Consider the following 18,202-nt stretch of genomic DNA (forward strand, 5'->3'; position numbering starts at 1 on the left):
AGATGGTTGCAGCACTGCAAATGCAGCTACCGGTCAACCGATCGGCACTGTTTTTGATCCTTTTGATGGTCGGGCTCTGTGCTGCCACCGTTGTGTCGCTTGGCATGGGCGGGGTCGAGATTTCGGTCGGGGATGTGTTTGTTCATCTTGGGCAACGCATCGGCGTAACCGAGGTCGGCATTGACGCCTTTGACGCCCGCATTCTTGATAGTTTGCGGCTGCCACGCATCCTGCGGGCGATCGTCATTGGGGCCGGGTTGGGACTTGCCGGTGCCGTAATGCAAAGCCTGTTTCGCAATCCGATTGCCGATCCCGGCATCATTGGTGTTTCGGCCAGTGCCGCCTTTGGGGCGGTGACGATGATTGTCGCAGGTCACCTGATAATGGGCAGTTACTATGCGGCCTTCGGGCCTTATGGCGTGCCGGTGGCGGCCTTTGGCGGTGCGGTTCTGGCGACGGTGCTGATCAGCATTCTGTCACGTCAGGACGGTCGGACGGATGCGGCGATCATGTTGCTGATTGGCGTTGCGATCAATGCCATCGCCTTTGCCGGTGTGGGCGTCTTTACCTATATGGCCGACGATGCCCAGTTGCGCAGCCTGACTTTTTGGCAGATGGGCGCTCTTTCGGGCAATGGGCCGACCGATATGCCCGCCCTGATCGTCATGGTGTTGGGCATTGCCTATCTGATCCGGCTTGGAACCCCGCTTAATCTGTTTTTGCTAGGTGAGGCCGAGGCACGCCATCTTGGTGTTGAGGTCGAACATCTTAAACGTCGCGCCACGGTGATCACTGCCCTTGTTGTCGGGGCGGCGGTGGCGGTTTCTGGCATCATCGGTTTTGTCGGTTTGGTTGCGCCGCATCTGGTGCGTCTGGCAACCGGGCCCGATAACCGATACGTCCTGCCAGCATCGGCAATCGGCGGGGCAATCATTCTGACCGCGGCAGATGCGGTGGCCCGTATCATTGTCCTTCCGGCTGAACTGCCCATCGGGCTTGTTACCGGCATTGTCGGCGGACCGTTTTTCCTCGGGCTTCTGATCGTTGAAAAGAAAAGGCGTCGCCTATGACCCTGATGGCGCACAAGGCAGATTTCAAAGCGCGCGGACGTTATCTGTTGCGTGATGTTTCGATCGTGGTAACGCCGGGCGAAGTGCTGGCCATCCTTGGTCCGAACGGTGCAGGGAAGTCTACCTTGCTGAAGGTCTTGGCGGGCGAGCTTTCCCCAAGCGGGGGCACGGTTGTTCAGAACGGTCGTCCTCTTTCGAGCATTTCCGCCCTTGATTTGGCGCAGGAACGTGCGGTGATGCCGCAAGCCGCTTCGATGACCTTTCCCTTTACGGTGTTTGATGTGGTCGCACTCGGCCGTGCCCCGTTTCGCAAGGTTTCGACTCGCCAGTTTGATCAGAAACAGGTGCGTCGCGCGATTGAGCTTGCCGACATCACCCATCTGCAAAATCGCGCCTATCCGGCCTTGTCAGGGGGCGAGAAACAGCGTGTTCATCTGGCCCGTGCGCTGGTGCAGCTTTGGGGCATGAAGGATGCCACCGGCAAAAGCGGCGCAAGCGAGGACGACGATCCAACATCTGCCGCGCGGTTTTTGCTACTTGATGAACCGACAGCCGGTCTTGATGTGTCTCATCAACATGCGGTTCTGGCCCTTGCCCGGCGTGAAGCCAAGGAGCATGGCGTCGGGGTCCTGATGATCCTGCATGATTTCAATCAGGTCCTGACCTATGCCGATCAGGTTGCAATCCTGACCGCCGGCGAGGTTGTCGCGCAAGGCCCGGTAACAAACGTCATGGCACCGGATTTGTTGTCATCGGTGTTTAAAAGCCCGATCAGGGCGATCAATGACCCCGCGGGCGGAGTCGTTCTAGTCAGCCAATCAGCCTGACTGGCTCTATACAGGCACGATATCAGGCGGCGGTGCCGGACGGGACGGTGCGCCCTTCCTGTTCGGTGCGACACGTTGCAATCAGCCAGTCACGGAATGCCCGGACGGCAAAGTTGTTTTCCTTTTCCTTGGGGTAGACCACGTAATAGGCGTGCTGATTGGGGATGGAGACATCAAACGGTGCGACCAGTCGCCCACTTTCAAGTTCTTCACGCACCAGAAATTCCGGCAAAAGCGCCAGTCCAAGCCCCGCCACAGCCGCCTGAATGACCATGTGGAAATGCTCAAACCGGGGGCCGGCCAATTCATCAACCACGGCAACACCGGTTGCCGCCAGCCAGTCCTGCCAGGCGCGCGGGCGGGTTGAATGCTGCAACAGGGTGCAGTTGCGCACCCGTTCACGTGCAATCGGCAGATCATCATTTTCCTTCAATAGCTTGGGCGCACACACCGCAATCAGGGTTTCTCCCATCAGACGGTGCGTCACACAACCCGGCAGGTTGTCTTCGCCAAAGTGAATGGCGATATCTATGCCTTCCCGGTCGAAATTAAACTCACGCGTTTGCGTAATGAGATTGAGCTGAATGTCAGGCCAGGTCGACTTGAAATCGCCCAGGCGTGGAACAAGCCAACGTGCGCCAAATGTCGGCAAGGTCCCGACATTAAGCATCCCGCCCGCATCGGAATAGGCCATGACCTGAAGGGTTGCGGCCTCCGCCCGGTCCAGAAGGTCGCGTACTTGGGCTGCATAGGCTTCACCGGCCGCTGTCAGTTTCAGGCGCTTTTTGACACGCCGAAAAAGATCGCGACCCAAGTATTCCTCAAGCGCACGGATCTGACGGCTAATCGCGCTTTGCGTGACATTGAGTTCCTCGGCAGCCCGAGTAAAGGACAGATGGCGGGCCGAGCTTTCAAAGAATTGCAGGGCGGTAAGGGAGGGCAGGACGCGGCGCATGGTGAAACCAGTTCATAACAAAATGGAATGATATGGTGCGAATATATCGTTTGTTTGCTGTGCAGCCAAGGCGTACCGTTTTAAACGGTTCAAAGCCCCCTCGCGCCACCCCAAGAAGCGATTGGGCCGAAGGCCAACCGCGCTGGAATGCTGTTACTTTGGAATGTTTTGGAAGGATAGCTCCCCCTTTTCATTCGTGTAACGGTATCCAGCGCAACATTCAAAATACCGGACCACCAAGGGCCGGACGGCAACATATTGCATTGGGTAGAAGGCAAGAATGGGTTCTGTTGACGAAAATTATGATGTGATCATCGTCGGTGGTGCCGTGGTCGGCAGTTCCATCGCATGGCATCTGACAGGCCGTGATGATTTCAAGGGCCGGGTTCTGGTGATTGAAAAGGACTCGACCTATGAGTTCTGTTCGACGGCCCTCTCGGCGGCATCGATCCGCCAGCAGTTTTCAACCCCGATCAATATTGAAATGTCGGCCTATGGCATTCAGTTTCTGCGCAATCTGAACCGCGATCTTGACCCGGACGTCGACATTGCCCTGCATGAAAAGGGCTATCTGATCCTTGCGACCGATCAGGGCCGCGACATCCTGCGTCAGAACCACGCGACGCAAACTGAATTTGGTGGCGACATCATCTGGATGGAGCCGGATGATTTGGCTGCAAAATATCCGTGGATGAATACATCTGATCTGGCGGCTGGTTGCTGGGGCCGCACCGGGGAGGGATGGTTTGATGCCTATTCCCTGATGCAGGCGTTTCGCAAACAGGCGCGTCGTCGCGGTGCTGACTATATTGACGGCGAAGTCGTCGAAGTCCTGCGTGATGGCGATCAAGTGACGGGTGTGGTTCTGAAAGACGGTCGTCGTTTTGGTTGTGGACAGCTTGTTAATGCTGCGGGCACCGGCGGATCAAAGGTCGCCAGCATGGCGGGTCTCGAAATTCCGGTCGAACCGCGCAAACGCTGCATCTTTGTGTTCAATTGTCGGGATGCACAAGACATCAACGCATCCTGTCCGATGCTGATTGATCCAAGCGGTCTTTATGTCCGCCCGGAAGGCGAGTTCTTTATCACCGGCATCGCCCCGCCCAAGGACCGCGATCCGGAATGCTGGGATTTCGATGTCGATCACAGCCTGTTTGACGACATCATCTGGCCGGGCCTGTATGAGCGGTGCGAACGGTTCGAGGCGATCAAGGTCGTTAATGCCTGGGCGGGCCATTATTCCTATAACCTGCTGGATCAGAACGCGATTCTGGGCCGTCATACCGATGTTGGAAACTTCATCTTTGCCAACGGGTTCTCGGGCCACGGCCTGCAACAAAGCCCGGCAGTTGGTCGTGGCATTGCCGAGCTGATCACAACAGGCGCGTACGAAACCCTTGATCTGTCAGTGTTTGGCTATGAGCGCATCCGCGATAATGCCCCGGTGCTTGAACTGAACGTTATCTAAGTCATTTGTATCATCAAAAAGGTCGGAGCAGCCCCCACATGCCCCGTGACGAAAACACCAAATCTGCTGATGACAGCACCCTGATCCGGGATCGTGCCACGGGCTCGGTATCTGCTGGCGTGCGCAATGTGCATCCGGTTTATCTTGATCGTGCGCTCAATGCCGAGGCATGGGATGTCGACGACAAACGTTATATCGATTTCATTGGCGGGATCGGTGTGTTGAATGTTGGCCATCGCAATCCGGTCGTGATGGAACGCGTTGCCGCCCAGTGCGAACGCTTTACCCACAGCTGCTATAACGCGCTGCCGCATGAACCTTATGTCGCGGTGACGGATTGGCTGTCGGCAAACTGCCCGATTGAAGGCCCGGCAAAATCAATGCTGACCAATTCCGGGGCAGAGGCGATGGAAAATGCGCTGAAGCTTGCGCGTGCCTTTACCGGTCGCACCGGGGTGATCGCGTTTGAGGGGGCGTTTCATGGTCGGACCCTTGCCACACTGGCACTGACCGGAAAAACCAAACCCTACAAAACCGGGCTTGGCCCGCTGCCGGGGCCTGTTTGGCATTTGCCATATCCCTGCCCTGAAACCGGTGTATCGGTTGATGATGCGATGGCGGGCATTGCCAAGCTGTTTGCTGTTTCCGCCGATCCGGCATCGGTCGGGGCAGTGGTGATCGAACCCGTTCAGGGCGAAGGCGGTTTTCGTGCTGTGGATGGTGAATTCCTTGCCGCCCTGCGTCGTCTTTGTGATGAAAACGGCATGGTCTTGATCGCCGATGAAATTCAGTCGGGCTTTGCCCGAACCGGCAAGATGTTTGCCATTGAGCATGCCGGTGTTGCACCCGATATCCTTGTGATGGGCAAGGGTATTGGTGGTGGCTTCCCGTTGGCGGCCATTACCGGTGCCGAGGATGTCATGAATGCGCTTGCCCCCGGTGGGCTCGGCGGCACCTATTCGGGCAACCCGGTGGCCTGTGCTGCGGCAACGGGCGTGTTTGAGGTTTTGGAAACTGAAAATCTTACCGCACGCGCCAAACAGCTTGGTGAAAAATACGCCACCCATATCGCATGGCTGCGCGATCTGCCCGGTGGGCATGTGATCGGCAACATGCGCGGGATCGGCGCGATGCGTGCCTTTGAATTGATTGCAGATGACGGCAAACCGTCACCCAAACGTCTGCAAACCTTGTTGCAACTGGCTCGCGCAAACGGGCTATTGTTAATGCCAAGTGGTGAACACGCCAATGTTGTGCGCCTGCTGGCACCTTTGACCATTCCGTTTGATCAGGTCGATGAGGCCTTTGCCATCATCGCCAAGCTGCTCCCCAAGGTGGCCGATATCAAGGATTGAACAGAGATCGAATTTGCCGGTGATCCGCGCCGGAGAGTTTAAAACGAAGGGAGTTTTACTGTGAGCTACAAATCCATTCTGACCGAACTTGGTCTGTCCGAAGCAGAGATTGCCAATGGCACGCTCAGTGTCCAGACCCCGGTTGACGGTTCGGAATTCGCAAGTGTTACCGAAACCACCCCGGCCGAAATGACCGATGTCATCGGCAATGCCAAAAAGGCGTTTGGCGCATGGCGTCAGGTGCCCGGTCCGCGTCGCGGCGAACTGGTACGCCTTCTGGGTGATGAACTTCGTGCCGCGAAAGAGCCGCTGGGCCGTTTGGTATCGCTTGAATGCGGCAAGATCTATCAGGAAGGTCTTGGCGAAGTTCAGGAAATGATCGACATCTGCGATTTTGCCCTTGGTCTGTCACGCCAGCTCTACGGCCTGACCATCGCGTCCGAACGTCCGGGCCACAAAATGATGGAAAACTGGCATCCGCTTGGCGTTGCCGGTTTGATCACCGCGTTTAACTTCCCGGTTGCACCGTGGGCATGGAACACTGCGCTTGCACTTGCTTGCGGTAATGCCGTGATCTGGAAACCGTCGGAAAAAACCCCGGTCACAGCAATGGCGTGCCAGAAGATCCTTGAAAAGGCGATGGCGAAATTTGGCGATGCACCAGCTAACCTGCATCAGGTTGTTGTCGGTGATCGTGAAATCGGTGAGATCATGACCGACAGCCGTGACGTCGCGCTTATTTCCGCAACCGGTTCGACCCGCATGGGCCGCGAAGTTGCTCCGCGTGTTGCGCAGCGCTTTGGCCGTACCATTCTGGAACTGGGCGGCAACAACGCCATGATCGTCACCCCGTCGGCAGATATCGATATGACCGTTCGTGCGGTTGTGTTCTCGGCTGTTGGTACCTGTGGTCAGCGTTGCACCAGCTTGCGTCGTCTTATCGTGCATAAGGACGTCAAGGATCAGCTGCTGCCGAAAATCATTGCGGCCTACAAGTCGGTGAAAATTGGCGATCCGCTGGAAGACGGTGTTCTGGTTGGTCCGCTGATCGACGAGGAAGCCTATACCAACATGCAGACGGCACTTTCGAACGCCAAGAAAGACGGCGGTACCGTTCATGGCGGCGAACGCACCCTGGAATCGGAATACCCGAATGCGTTTTATGTCACCCCGTCGGTGGTTGAAATGCCGGGTCAGACCGAGACCGTGAAGCACGAGACCTTTGCACCGATCCTTTATGTCATGACCTACGAGACGCTTGAAGAAGCCATCGCGCTTCAGAATGACGTCCCGCAGGGCCTGTCGTCGTGCATCTTCTCGACCGATCTGCGCGAAACCGAACTGTTTCTGTCGTCGGTTGGCTCCGATTGCGGTATTGCCAACGTCAATATCGGCCCGTCCGGTGCTGAAATCGGTGGTGCCTTCGGTGGTGAAAAAGAAACCGGTGGCGGTCGTGAATCCGGTTCGGACGCTTGGAAAGGCTACATGCGCCGCGCAACCAACACCATCAACTACTCCCGCGAGCTGCCATTGGCTCAGGGTATTAAATTCGATATCTGATCACATCGTTGATCCGGTTTGATCCAAGCCCCGCCGGTTTTCCGGCGGGGTTTATTTATGCGAATTATGACCTGCCGGGGAAAGGGTACGCTGCGCAAGCATATAAAGACCCAACATCGCAAATACCAGGGCGATGGCGGACAATACGGTACGGGTCTGGTTCCAGAATTGCCAAGGTGCGGAATAGTCGGACCAGATTTTACCAACGGCTTGTGGGTCCGCCGGTATTTCGATTAATGCCAGGGCTTCATTCATTGGCACATTGACGGCCATGGTTAGCAACAGTCCGCCCGAAAAATAAGTTACACATGCGGCCAAAAACCAGTATCCGGCAGTACGGCTTTGGGTCGCAAAACATAGAATTGCGGTTACAAGGGAAATGACCGGTGTGCCAAAGAATGCCGGGGCAAAGGTCGCATTTCGAACTGATCCGTTCATTGCCTGCATGGCCGCGATAGCAGTTTCAGGGGGCGCACTGTCCAATCCCCACATTGTTGAACAAACCCAGGCATAGAAAAACCCGAAAATCGCGCCATGAAACAGGATGGCGGCAAAGGCAAGAAAACGGGTGGCGATGATCATGGCTCTACGCTTTCATTGGTTGGGAAAATCCTGTAACCGTACATATCTATACGGTACATAATCGTACATATGTGTACGATTATGTCAAGCAATCGGAGATAAACTGCACATGCCCCCGATTACCAAGGCTCAACGAAAACAAAATATTGAAAAGGCTGCCTATGAAATCCTGCACGAAAAGGGATATGTCGGTGCGTCGATGCTCGCGATTGCAAAGCGCGCCCGCGCCTCAAACGAAACCATGTATCGCTGGTATGGCGACAAGCGCGGTCTTTTTGCCGAACTGGTGCGCGAAAATGCGCGTGCCGTGACAGACATGCTTCGTGATTTATCACAACCCGATCATGCAGCCGCAGATATCATCAAGGCCGTTGGTCCAAGGCTTCTGGAACTGCTGGTCAGTGAGCGTGCCGTGATGCTGAACCGTGCAGCAGCATCCGATACATCAGGCATGTTGGGCGAGGTGATTGGTGAATGTGGCCGCGATACCGTCATGCCGATGATTGTCGATGTTTTTGATCGCGGGGTTGCGCAAGGCTGGCTCAAGGAGGGGGATGCCCAAAATGTGGCAGAGACGTATTTGTCTCTTCTGGTCGGGGACTGGCAGGTGCGCCGGGTTATCGGAACACTTTCTGATCTATCCAATGCCGACATTACAACACGTGCGGATTGTGCCTATGACCAACTCTGTCAGTTGTTTGCGGAACATAATCCCTAAACAAAAAAGCGGCCCCGAAAAGGAGCCGCTTTCTTTAATTCAATCTCAAAGCGTTGCTGATTAGCCAGCTTTGGAGAAGCGCTCTGCGACATATTCCCAGTTAACGAGCTTGTCGAGGAACGCTTTAACGTAGTCAGGGCGCGCGTTGCGGTAGTCGATGTAGTAGGAGTGTTCCCAAACATCGCAACCGAGCAGCGGGGTCTGACCGTGAACGAGCGGGTTTTCCGCGTTCGGGGTCTTGGTGACGACCAGTTTGCCGGATTTGTCCATTGCCAGCCAGCACCAGCCGGAACCGAACTGGGTTACACCAGCCTGAACGAAGGCTTCCTTGAAGGCATCAACCGAACCGAAGTCTTCAACGATTTTCTTTTCGAGTTCGCCCGGGATGGCGCCGCCGCCATTGCCCTTCATCATTTGCCAGAACTCGATGTGGTTCCAGTGCTGGGCAGCGTTGTTGAACAGGCCTGCTTTGGAAGCGTCGCCATAGGATGCAACAACGACTTCTTCGAGCGACTTGCCTTCAAGGCCCGAACCTTCGAGCAGCTTGTTACCGTTCACAACATAGGCGTTGTGGTGTTTGTCATGGTGAAACTCAAGGGTTTCAGCCGACATGACCGGTGCAAGCGCGTCATATGCATACGGAAGTGCTGGGAGTTCAAATGCCATGATACAATTCCTCGATTTTCATTATGTGTCTGTGCGGTAACGCAACATATCCCTTTTTGCACCTTCGATAAAAGTGAAAATCCCGTGCAACAATTTGGAAAGCCTTGTTGCACGACCAACAGGTGCATTGGGTGTGTTACCCGTGATCTCTTATCTAGCACGCATGGGCGTTTATGCAACGTGTCGGGGCGTTACCGTTTGATGGTCTGATACATTATGAACATCCGGGCCCCAAAAACGTTCCCGGAAATTTCTGGAAAATTTTGACGCGTCCGGGTGTTGGTGAAGGCTGGGTGCCTATTCTTTATAGAGCCCCATCATCTTCTGGCTTTCGTCGCCATTTGTCAGGGTGACGTCATATTCACCGCGCCGGAGTGACGAGATATCGATCTTGCACGGGAAACGGACGCAATCACGTTTGATTGCGATAGTACCGTCATCCTGATGGCTGAGCGTGACCTCACCCTTGGTCATTTCGGAATGGATGGTGACACTGTCCGTTGTCGGTTTCGGGGCAGATTTGATAGCAGCCAGCGCGGCTGTCGTGATCGTCATAAGACCAATCAGGGCAATGGCAACCGGCTTGCTGCGCAGAGATCTAAGCATGTCTTCCTCGCGCGGTTGTGCTTGGTTCATGCTTGGTAATCTGGCGTGCGAAGCCGAAGAATTAACGGCGCAAATAGGGCATTTCCGTGCCAAAGACTGCGCTTTGGGCGCGGCAGGCATGCAGTAGGCGCGCGGGCATGTACATTGGCACTGTGAAAGCCAACGCCCGCGCGACTGGCGGCCTATTGTGGCAGATGGGTCCGCGCTGACTTAAGTTTTTTGGCAATATCGGCGGTGGCCTGTTCGGGGTCGGGCTGCCCACAGATCGCCGAGACGACTGCAAGGCCATCTGCACCGCTTTCAAGCACCGGCAGGACATGTTCACCCTTAAGCCCGCCAATTGCGACCGATGGTAGTCCGACCATCCGCACCAGCTTTTCAAGCCCGTCAAATCCGATGGCCGGTTTATGGTCCGGTTTGGTCGGGGTGGCAAAGATCGGTCCGATGCCGACGTAATCGACAATGCTGTGGTCAACCTTTTGCGCGACCTCTTCGCTTTCAATCGACAGGCCAATGATCTTGTCCGCGCCAAGGCGGTCGCGGGCAATTTGCGATGGCAGATCATCCTGACCGACATGCAGACCATGCGCGCCAATGGCGATGGCAGCATCAATGTCGTCATTGACGATCAATGGCACGTTTGTGCCTTCCATGGCCTGCATCAGTTCCCGACCAACCCGAATGAGGCCGTCGGTCCCGGCCTTCTTGTCGCGAAGCTGAATAAGGGTCGCCCCGCCTGCAATCGCGGCCATCGTTGTTTCCACCATCGAATGGCTGCGACACAGATCGGGATCAAGCACGAGATAAAGCGACAGATCAAACGACTTCATAGAACGTCGATCCGAAGGTTCTTGGCGTAAGTCGCGGCATCAAGAGAATGCAAACCATCGATAAAGGCCGTCATGAAGGATGCCGGACCATTCGCGGTTTTTGCGGCGATTTCGCCTGCTACGGCAAAGTTTCCAAGGGCGGCAACGGTGGCGTCAAACGCCTGATCCGGTGCAACCGCCAGATAGGCCCCGACAAGCGCGGTCAGGGAGCAACCGGTGGCGGTGATTTTCGGCATCAGGTCCGACCCGCCGGAAATGCGGACAGAGCGATTGCCATCGGTGACGAAATCAACTTCTCCGGTGACGGCAACAACGCAACCTTGCGCACTGGCAAGACCGCGCGCGGCTTCTTCAGCCTGTTCGACCGGATCACCACTATCAACACCCTGACCGGCACTTTGACCGCCGCCAAGGGCAATGATTTCCGATGCGTTGCCACGAATAACAGTGGGTTTGAGTTTCAAAAGCGCTGCCACAGCTTCCCGGCGATAGCCGGTGGCAAAGTGGGCCACCGGATCAAGTACCCAGGGCTTGCCCGCCTCGTTGGCCGATTTGGCAGCAGCCATCATGCCTTCAACCCAGTTGGGCGACAGGGTGCCGATATTGACTGTCAGCGCACCGGCGATGGCAGCAAATTCACCGGATTCTTCGGGCGTATGCACCATGGCGGGCGATGCACCCGCCGCCAGCAGCACATTGGCGGCATAGTTCATTGCGACATAATTGGTGATGCATTGGACCAGCGGATTGGTCGCACGCATCCGTTCAAACAGATCGCTCGCGGTCCGGGGGATTTCAGTCGTCATGTCGAGGCTCCAATGCAGAAACTTGCGGTTGGAGACCCAGTTCGAAGTCGGAAAGATGGAGAACGTTGTGATCAGCGTCCGCACCGTCCCTACGCCAGTATGAACTGGATCAGGTTCAAAGGGTCACTGCGCGGCAGTTTCTCAGCCCCCTTTGGCGGGGCTCCCCTTGGTGAAGGCTCAAGATGGGTTTTAAACCGTGTTCTGTCAATTCATCCGATTGGCATGAACGTACAAATCAAAAACGGCGGGATTGGCATCGGTCATCCCGCCGTTTCGATCATGTCTTGGCTCGCGTTACTTGCGCCGTTCCATAGCGGCCTTAAGGGCGGCTGCCATGGCACCACCATCACCGCCAGAGCCGCCACCGGCATTGCCTCGGCCTTGGCCGCCTTGATGACGCGGGCCTGAAGACTGCTGTGGGCGTCCGCCATGACCGGCTTGGCCGCCACGCGGTGCAGAACCGCGATTATCCCCGCGCTTTTCACGTGTGCCTTCGTAATCGGGGGCCGATTTCATCGATAGCCCGATGCGCTTGCGCGGGGCATCGACTTCCATCACGGTGACCGACACAATCTGACCGGCCTTGACCACTTGGCGGGGGTCCTCGACGAACTTGTCGGCCAGTTGCGAAATATGGACCAAGCCATCCTGATGCACGCCGATATCCACAAACGCCCCGAAATTGGTCACGTTGGTGACCGTGCCTTCAAGCTTCATGCCGGTGCGCAGATCCTTGATCTCATTCACACCCTCGGTGAATTTGGCGGTCTTGAATTCCGGGCGCGGGTCGCGGCCAGGTTTGTCCAGTTCTGCGATGATGTCGCGAATGGTCGGCACACCAAATGTGTCGTCTGCGAAGTCTTCCGGGCGCAGCGTTTTGATAAAGGCCGAGTCCCCGATCAGCTCGGCCAATGGTTTAGCAGCTTTGGAGCTGATCTTTTCGACCAGCGGATAGGCTTCCGGGTGCACGGCCGATGCATCAAGCGGGTTGGTTGCCCCGCGAATACGCAAGAAGCCTGCGCATTGCTCAAATGCCTTTGGTCCCAGACGTTCGACCTTTTTAAGATCTGCCCGCGATTGAAACGCACCGTTGGAGTCGCGGTATCCGACGATATTGCGCGCCAGTGTTTCGGTCAGGCCCGCCACCCGGGTCAAAAGCGGGATGGAGGCGGTGTTAAGGTCCACCCCAACGCCGTTCACGCAATCCTCAACCACGGCATCAAGCGAACGTGCCAGTTTGGTTTCAGAAACATCATGTTGATACTGACCGACACCGATGGATTTCGGTTCGATCTTCACCAGTTCTGCCAGCGGGTCCTGCAAGCGGCGGGCAATTGATGCAGCCCCGCGAAGCGATACATCAAGGTCTGGGAATTCCTCGGCCGCGAACTGCGATGCAGAATATACCGACGCGCCAGCTTCATTGACGATGACTTTGGTCGCCTTAAGTGCCGGGAAACGTTTAAGCATCTGACCGGCAAGCTCATCGGTTTCACGTGAAAAGGTTCCGTTGCCAATTGCGATCAGTTCGATCTGATGGCGTGACGCCAAGGCGGCCATGGTATTGATCGCGCCTTCAACGTCATTGCGTGGCTGGAACGGGTAAACCGTAGCGGTATCGACCAGTTTGCCGGTGGCATCAACAACCGCAACCTTGACCCCGGTGCGCACACCCGGATCGAGACCCATGGTCGCCTTTTGCCCGGCGGGGGCTGCCAGCAACAGGTCCTTGAGGTTATCGGCAAACACCTTGATCGCACCTTCTTCGGCGGAATCACGCAGCGTGCCAAACAGATCAAGCTCGATCGACAGCGACAGTTTGACGCGCCAGGTCCAGCGCACGGTATCCATCAACCACTTATCCGCAGCCCGGCCTTTGTCGGCAATACCGACATGGGTGGCAATCATCACCTCGGCCCGGCCCGGCTGGCTGCGCGGACGCGCCTCATCCTCAGCGCCAAGGGTCAGTTTTAGCTGCAGGATATCTTCATTGCGGCCCCTGAACAGGGCCAGCGCACGGTGCGACGGGCAGGTTTTGATTTTTTCGGAATGTTCGAAATAGTCTGAGAACTTGGCCCCTTCGGCCTGTTTGCCTTCGATCACGGATGCGGTGATTTCACCTTCATTCCACAAATGATCACGCAGTTTGGCAACAAGGTCGGCATCCTCGGCAAAGCGTTCCATCAGGATTTGGCGCGCACCATCAAGGGCGGCCTTGGTGTCTTCAATGCCTTTTTCGGCATCGACAAATTTCGCCGCTTCGGTTTCCGGTTCAAGCGTCGGGTCGTTAAACAGGCTGTCGGCCAGTGGCTCCAGCCCGGCTTCACGCGCAATCTGGGCCTTGGTGCGACGCTTTTTCTTGTAGGGCAGATACAGATCTTCGAGGCGGGTCTTGGTGTCGGCCTCGTTGATCTGGGCTTCAAGCTCCGGGGTGAGTTTTTCTTGCTCACGGATGCTTTCAAGCACCGATGCGCGGCGTTCTTCAAGCTCGGTCAGATAGCGCAGGCGTTCTTCCAGCGTACGGAGTTGGGTGTCATCAAGCCCGCCGGTTTTTTCCTTGCGGTAACGGGCGATAAACGGAACGGTGGAGCCTTCATTAAGCATCTCGATGGTGGCAATGACCTGTTCCGGACGAACCGAAAGTTCTTCGGCGATACGCTGGGGGATTGGACGCATGGTTTCTCCTTGTTTTGCTCGTACGCTTGGAATAACGGCTTTGAGCGCACTGGGAAAGAGTCTGTTTTTGCCAAAATTTCGCGCGCGTCCACATCAGGATTCCCTGTTTGATTCCAAAGGCCTGAAATCACACGGGTTTGAGTACCGTTTGCCGTATCGGCAAGCAGACTTGCCGATACCCGTTGGGGACGCTATTTCTTTGGCAAATATGATTTACGAGGCCGCGCCCACAGCAGGAGAAGCCAATGGCCGGAAAGTTCCGCGAAACCGTCATCCACGAAGTTCCCAAGGAAAAGGCAGAGCCGCAGGTTGATACCGATGCGGTATCTGACGACATTGCCGGGGCAGAGGAAGCACCCAAGTTGTCTCAGGATGCAATCAATGCGCTCGCAGAAGCCAAGGCCGCCAAGGAAGCTGCTGCCAAGGCCCGCGAAATCGGCGGACCCAAAGGCCCGGAACCGACCCGCTTTGGCGATTGGGAAAACAAGGGCCGCTGCATCGATTTTTGATTGCAGGCTGCTTGAGCCAGATACGCAAAAGGCCGGAGCATATTGCCCCGGCCTTAATTGTTTTTGCGATCCGTGAAGCTGCGAATTACGCGCCGCGGATGGCCTTGATGTTATTGGCATATTCGCCCGGGCCGCCTTTGAAGGTCGCAGAACCGGCAACCAGAACATTGGCGCCAGCTTCGATCACCTTGGGCGCGATTTCCGGGTTTACGCCACCATCGACTTCAAGGTCGATATCGCGGCCGGTGGCATCAATCATCTTGCGGATGCGTTTGATTTTCTCAAGCTGACTTGGAATGAATTTCTGACCGCCAAAGCCCGGGTTCACGGTCATGACCAGAACCAGATCGACCATGTCCATGACATATTCAATGACACTTTCCGGGGTCGACGGGTTCAGCGACACACCAGCCTTTTTGCCGAGCGATTTGATCAGCTGAAGCGAGCGATGCAGGTGCGGGCCGGCTTCGGCGTGGATAGTGATGATGTCAGAACCGGCATTGGCAAATGCCTCGATATAGGGATCGACCGGCGCGATCATCAGATGCACGTCAAACACCTTGTTGCTGTGCGGGCGCAGTGCCTTCACCACGTCCGGGCCAATGGTGATGTTGGGCACGTAATGGCCATCCATCACATCAATGTGGATATAGTCTGCACCGGCTTCATCAACAGCGCGGACATCAACGCCAAGCTGTGCGAAATCGGCCGAAAGGATCGAAGGTGCGATTTTAATGTTTGACGAGGTCATGCGTCTCGGGTCCTGAAGCAATGCGGGATATGGGAAATTCGGGCTTCTCATAACCCAAATTGCCCCCCATGTCACCCGAATGGGACTCAAGGCTGCGTCGTGTGCGCCAAACCATGAACTTTTGGCTGAAAGTCAGGCCTTCTTGACAAGGCGGGCGCAGAAAAAGCCGTCCATGCCGCCAAAATCGGCCATGTGGATTGGCAAGATGCGCAGTTCACCGTCATCATTGATAGCCTCATCCCAGCCACCAAGCTCATCAGCGCTGATGGCTTTGCGTTCATAGTTCGGGTGATCGGCAAGGAATGATTTGACCTGATGCTCGCCCTCTTCGGGTTGCAGCGAACAGGTGCAATAGATCAGCTCGCCCCCGACATTCAAAAGCTTGTCTGCCTGATTAAGAAGCTTGGTCTGAATTGGCAGAAGCGATCGCATCAGTTTGTCATTCTGACGCAGCAGAATATCGGGATGGCGACGAATGGTACCGGTCGCAGAGCAAGGTGCATCAAGCAATACCGCATCGGCGCGTGGCGTATCGGGTGCCAGATCGGTGGCATCGCCCGTGACAACAGCCGCGCCCAGTGAGACGCGCTCAAGGTTTTCGAACACGCGTTTCAGGCGGCCTTCGGATTTATCGACCGCAATTGCGCTGGCGCCATGAGATGCCAGCTGCATGGTTTTGCCACCAGGAGCGGCGCAAAGATCATAGATGGTTTTGTCCTTGTAGGCCGAAAACAGGGTTGCCGGAATGGCCGCCGCCGCATCCTGTACCCACCAATCACCATCCTTGTAACCCGGCAGATCACGAATGCGTCGGCCCGGTTCAAGGCGAACTGATCCGGTCGGCAGGACAATGCCATCCATCTTTTCAGCCCACTCGGCAGATTGCGTACGGTCCTTGATCGACAGATCGAGCATCGCATGACCAAGGCTGGCCTCGGCAATGCCCTGGGCGATCTCAGCGCCATAGGCCTTTTTCCATGATCCGCGCAGCCATGCCGGGATATTAAGCTGCCAGTCTTCGACACCTTCTGGCCACTCAAAGCCGTCACGCTGCAAGCCCCGCAGAACTGCGTTCACAAGCTTCACATATTTATGCAAACCGGCATCGCGGGTCAGATTGACCGTGCTGTCGACTGCACCGTAATCGGTTGTGTCCATAAAGAACAACTGGGCGACGCCAAGACGCATGATGTTGGTCAGGCGTGCAGCAACCCGGTCCTGTGGTGGTTGATAGCGCGGGGCAAGCACCGCATCAATTTCACCCAGATGGCGCAATGTGGTGCCAAGAAGCTGACGCAGGAAATTACGATCAAGCGATGGCAGGCCATAGCCATGCTTTGACAGAAGTTCGTCCAGCGTCACTTCACCGCCGCGCAATTCCTGCAGGGTTTTAAGCGCAAGCATGCGCGGATCCGGGGCCTCCACCTGTTTGCGGGGGGCGTTGCGCTGGGACGGACGGGAACGACGTTCTGCCAAAGGGATATCTCCGGTTTCGGTTTATGTGCAGTAGTTAAGCGCAGCGCGACAAACTGTAAAGCATCAAGCATGGTTTTGCATGGCATGGCTGATCTGTGCGGTTGTGTCGGTAATGGATGCTACACGGGGCGGGGTGAAAAGCCTTGCGGTAGGGGATGGGTCCGGCTAATCCAGACGGATCAATCTGACGGAGACAGGGACAAGGGCGATCCAACGATGACTTTTGCCGGACTTGCGACCTTTGCAAGCATCTTTCTGATCGGCTCAATGTTGCTGACGTGGGTGGTTCTGAACTATTTGCGGCGCAAGGCGATCCTCGATATGCCCAACCATCGTTCCAGCCATGCTGTGCCGACTCCGCGTGGTGGCGGGCTTGCCGTAACGCCGCTTTTGATTGTGTTGGTTGCAGTTGTTTTTGGTTTCACTGGCGTGAGTGCAATCGGGCCTTGGCTAATGCTGGGTGCTTGTGCGGGGCTTGGATTGCTGAGCTGGCTTGATGACCGCCATGATTTGTCGGCAGCCAAACGCTTTGCCCTGCAATTTGTTGCCGTGCTTATCGGCATGCTGGCGCTTGATAAACCGGTTCTGGGTGGTTTGGTTCCAATCTGGCTGGATCATGTTTTGGTGGTTCTGGCCTGGGTCTGGTTTATCAATCTGTTCAATTTCATGGACGGGATTGATGGCATTACCGGGGTCGAGGCCGGGTCAATTGGCCTCGGGGTTTTCATCTTGGCACTTTTTGTGCCGCTGCCGCAATTTATCGGGCTTGGTTATATCGGGCTTGGTATTCTTGCGATCATGATCGGGTTCCTGATCTGGAACTGGCATCCGGCAAAACTGTTTCTTGGCGATGTTGGCTCAGTCCCGCTGGGCTTTATACTGGGCTGGGTATTGTTAAAGGTCGCTTCCGAAGGCGCATGGGCGATCGCGCTGATCCTGCCATCCTATTACCTGTTTGATGCAACATTTACCCTGATCAAGCGCGCTCTGCGGCGCGAAAAAATCTGGCAGGCCCATCGCGAACATTTCTACCAAAAGGCCACTCAGCGCGGCTTTTCCCACGCACGGGTGTCGGTCATGATCCTGATCAGCAATCTTGTATTGATCGGTGTTTGTTTTGCGCAAAGTGACACACCGGACTGGATGCGGGTGATTGCCGCGTTGATTGTTGTGCTAGGACTGGTCGGGATGATGGTGCGCATGCCGGTGCGCGACAGTATGGACAAATGAACATTCATCCGATGCGTGCACTGCTTGACTTGATCGGGGTGGGGCGCGAAAAAGAAAGCCTTATCCGCCAATCGCAAAGTGGGTATATCCTTATAAAAACAGAAACCTGCGAATAAG

Annotated in this window: 17 protein-coding genes and 1 riboswitch; of the genes, 8 read left to right on the forward strand and 9 right to left on the reverse strand. The window is 55.9% G+C overall.

From position 1 onward, the window contains the following. Window positions 1-2 precede the first annotated feature (2 nt). Window positions 3-1,070 carry an iron ABC transporter permease gene (locus HED22_RS06220; protein WP_254869823.1) on the forward strand — a complete coding sequence of 356 codons (1,068 nt, stop codon included), beginning with the start codon at window positions 3-5 and terminating at the stop codon, window positions 1,068-1,070. Beyond that, window positions 1,067-1,897: a heme ABC transporter ATP-binding protein gene (locus HED22_RS06225; RefSeq protein ID WP_167720202.1), complete on the forward strand. Its 831-nt coding sequence runs from the start codon at window positions 1,067-1,069 to the stop codon at window positions 1,895-1,897. Before HED22_RS06220 ends, HED22_RS06225 begins: the two co-directional genes overlap by 4 nt. Before the next feature lie 22 nt (window positions 1,898-1,919). Here the strand turns inward: HED22_RS06225 and gcvA are convergent, their stop codons facing one another. Further along, entirely contained in the window at window positions 1,920-2,852 is a 933-nt protein-coding gene (gcvA, locus tag HED22_RS06230) for a transcriptional regulator GcvA (protein ID WP_167720204.1), read from the reverse strand. 280 nt (window positions 2,853-3,132) lie between these two features. Here gcvA and HED22_RS06235 point away from each other — a divergent pair, with 280 nt between their 5' ends. From HED22_RS06235 to HED22_RS06245, 3 genes are read left to right on the forward strand one after another with little or no spacing between them, the layout of a single operon-like run. After that, the gene (locus tag HED22_RS06235; RefSeq protein WP_167720206.1) at window positions 3,133-4,320 is read left to right on the forward strand and encodes an FAD-binding oxidoreductase; all 1,188 of its coding nucleotides are present in this window, start codon (window positions 3,133-3,135) and stop codon (window positions 4,318-4,320) included. A 38-nt stretch (window positions 4,321-4,358) separates the two neighbouring features. Continuing rightward, window positions 4,359-5,675 (forward strand): aspartate aminotransferase family protein, encoded by a 1,317-nt coding sequence (locus tag HED22_RS06240; protein WP_175581124.1) that lies wholly within the window; start codon window positions 4,359-4,361, stop codon window positions 5,673-5,675. A 60-nt stretch (window positions 5,676-5,735) separates the two neighbouring features. Next, window positions 5,736-7,235 carry an aldehyde dehydrogenase family protein gene (locus tag HED22_RS06245; protein ID WP_167720208.1) on the forward strand — a complete coding sequence of 500 codons (1,500 nt, stop codon included), beginning with the start codon at window positions 5,736-5,738 and terminating at the stop codon, window positions 7,233-7,235. 51 nt (window positions 7,236-7,286) lie between these two features. Here HED22_RS06245 and HED22_RS06250 read toward each other — a convergent pair whose 3' ends face one another. Beyond that, a complete protein-coding gene (locus HED22_RS06250) occupies window positions 7,287-7,817 on the reverse strand; it encodes a DUF1772 domain-containing protein (protein ID WP_167720210.1) in 531 nt (176 codons plus the stop codon). 109 nt (window positions 7,818-7,926) lie between these two features. Here HED22_RS06250 and HED22_RS06255 point away from each other — a divergent pair, with 109 nt between their 5' ends. Next, complete coding sequence (locus tag HED22_RS06255; RefSeq protein ID WP_167720211.1) at window positions 7,927-8,535, forward strand: TetR/AcrR family transcriptional regulator; 609 nt, start codon at window positions 7,927-7,929, stop codon at window positions 8,533-8,535. A 60-nt stretch (window positions 8,536-8,595) separates the two neighbouring features. On the opposite strand, the gene HED22_RS06260 is transcribed toward HED22_RS06255, so the two are convergent. The 5 genes from HED22_RS06260 to HED22_RS06280 form a co-directional block, all read right to left on the reverse strand. Then, window positions 8,596-9,201, reverse strand: a complete 606-nt coding sequence (locus tag HED22_RS06260) for a superoxide dismutase (RefSeq protein WP_167720213.1) — start codon at window positions 9,199-9,201, stop codon at window positions 8,596-8,598. Window positions 9,202-9,498: 297 nt separating this feature from the next. Next, a complete protein-coding gene (locus HED22_RS06265) occupies window positions 9,499-9,837 on the reverse strand; it encodes a hypothetical protein (protein ID WP_254869802.1) in 339 nt (112 codons plus the stop codon). Window positions 9,838-9,989: 152 nt separating this feature from the next. Next, window positions 9,990-10,637: a thiamine phosphate synthase gene (gene thiE, locus HED22_RS06270; RefSeq protein ID WP_167720216.1), complete on the reverse strand. Its 648-nt coding sequence runs from the start codon at window positions 10,635-10,637 to the stop codon at window positions 9,990-9,992. After that, complete coding sequence (thiM, locus tag HED22_RS06275; RefSeq protein WP_167720218.1) at window positions 10,634-11,443, reverse strand: hydroxyethylthiazole kinase; 810 nt, start codon at window positions 11,441-11,443, stop codon at window positions 10,634-10,636. Before thiM ends, thiE begins: the two co-directional genes overlap by 4 nt. 69 nt (window positions 11,444-11,512) lie before the next feature. Then, window positions 11,513-11,620, reverse strand: a riboswitch (TPP riboswitch). Between the two features lie 117 nt (window positions 11,621-11,737). Continuing rightward, entirely contained in the window at window positions 11,738-14,119 is a 2,382-nt protein-coding gene (locus HED22_RS06280) for a Tex family protein (protein ID WP_167720220.1), read from the reverse strand. Between the two features lie 377 nt (window positions 14,120-14,496). On the opposite strand from HED22_RS06280, the gene HED22_RS19795 reads away from it, so the two are divergent. Beyond that, window positions 14,497-14,628 carry a DUF1674 domain-containing protein gene (locus tag HED22_RS19795; RefSeq protein WP_368484480.1) on the forward strand — a complete coding sequence of 44 codons (132 nt, stop codon included), beginning with the start codon at window positions 14,497-14,499 and terminating at the stop codon, window positions 14,626-14,628. A gap of 85 nt (window positions 14,629-14,713) precedes the next feature. Here the strand turns inward: HED22_RS19795 and rpe are convergent, their stop codons facing one another. Beyond that, on the reverse strand, window positions 14,714-15,379 hold the full coding sequence (rpe, locus tag HED22_RS06290) for a ribulose-phosphate 3-epimerase (protein ID WP_167720224.1): 666 nt from the start codon (window positions 15,377-15,379) through the stop codon (window positions 14,714-14,716). Window positions 15,380-15,511: 132 nt separating this feature from the next. Further along, the gene (locus HED22_RS06295; protein WP_167720226.1) at window positions 15,512-16,855 is read right to left on the reverse strand and encodes an RsmB/NOP family class I SAM-dependent RNA methyltransferase; all 1,344 of its coding nucleotides are present in this window, start codon (window positions 16,853-16,855) and stop codon (window positions 15,512-15,514) included. Between the two features lie 216 nt (window positions 16,856-17,071). On the opposite strand from HED22_RS06295, the gene HED22_RS06300 reads away from it, so the two are divergent. After that, the gene (locus tag HED22_RS06300) at window positions 17,072-18,085 is read left to right on the forward strand and encodes a glycosyltransferase family 4 protein (RefSeq protein WP_167720229.1); all 1,014 of its coding nucleotides are present in this window, start codon (window positions 17,072-17,074) and stop codon (window positions 18,083-18,085) included. Window positions 18,086-18,202: the final 117 nt, after the last annotated feature.

The organism is Thalassospira sp. HF15 (assembly GCF_011806525.1).
Classification (GTDB): domain Bacteria; phylum Pseudomonadota; class Alphaproteobacteria; order Rhodospirillales; family Thalassospiraceae; genus Thalassospira.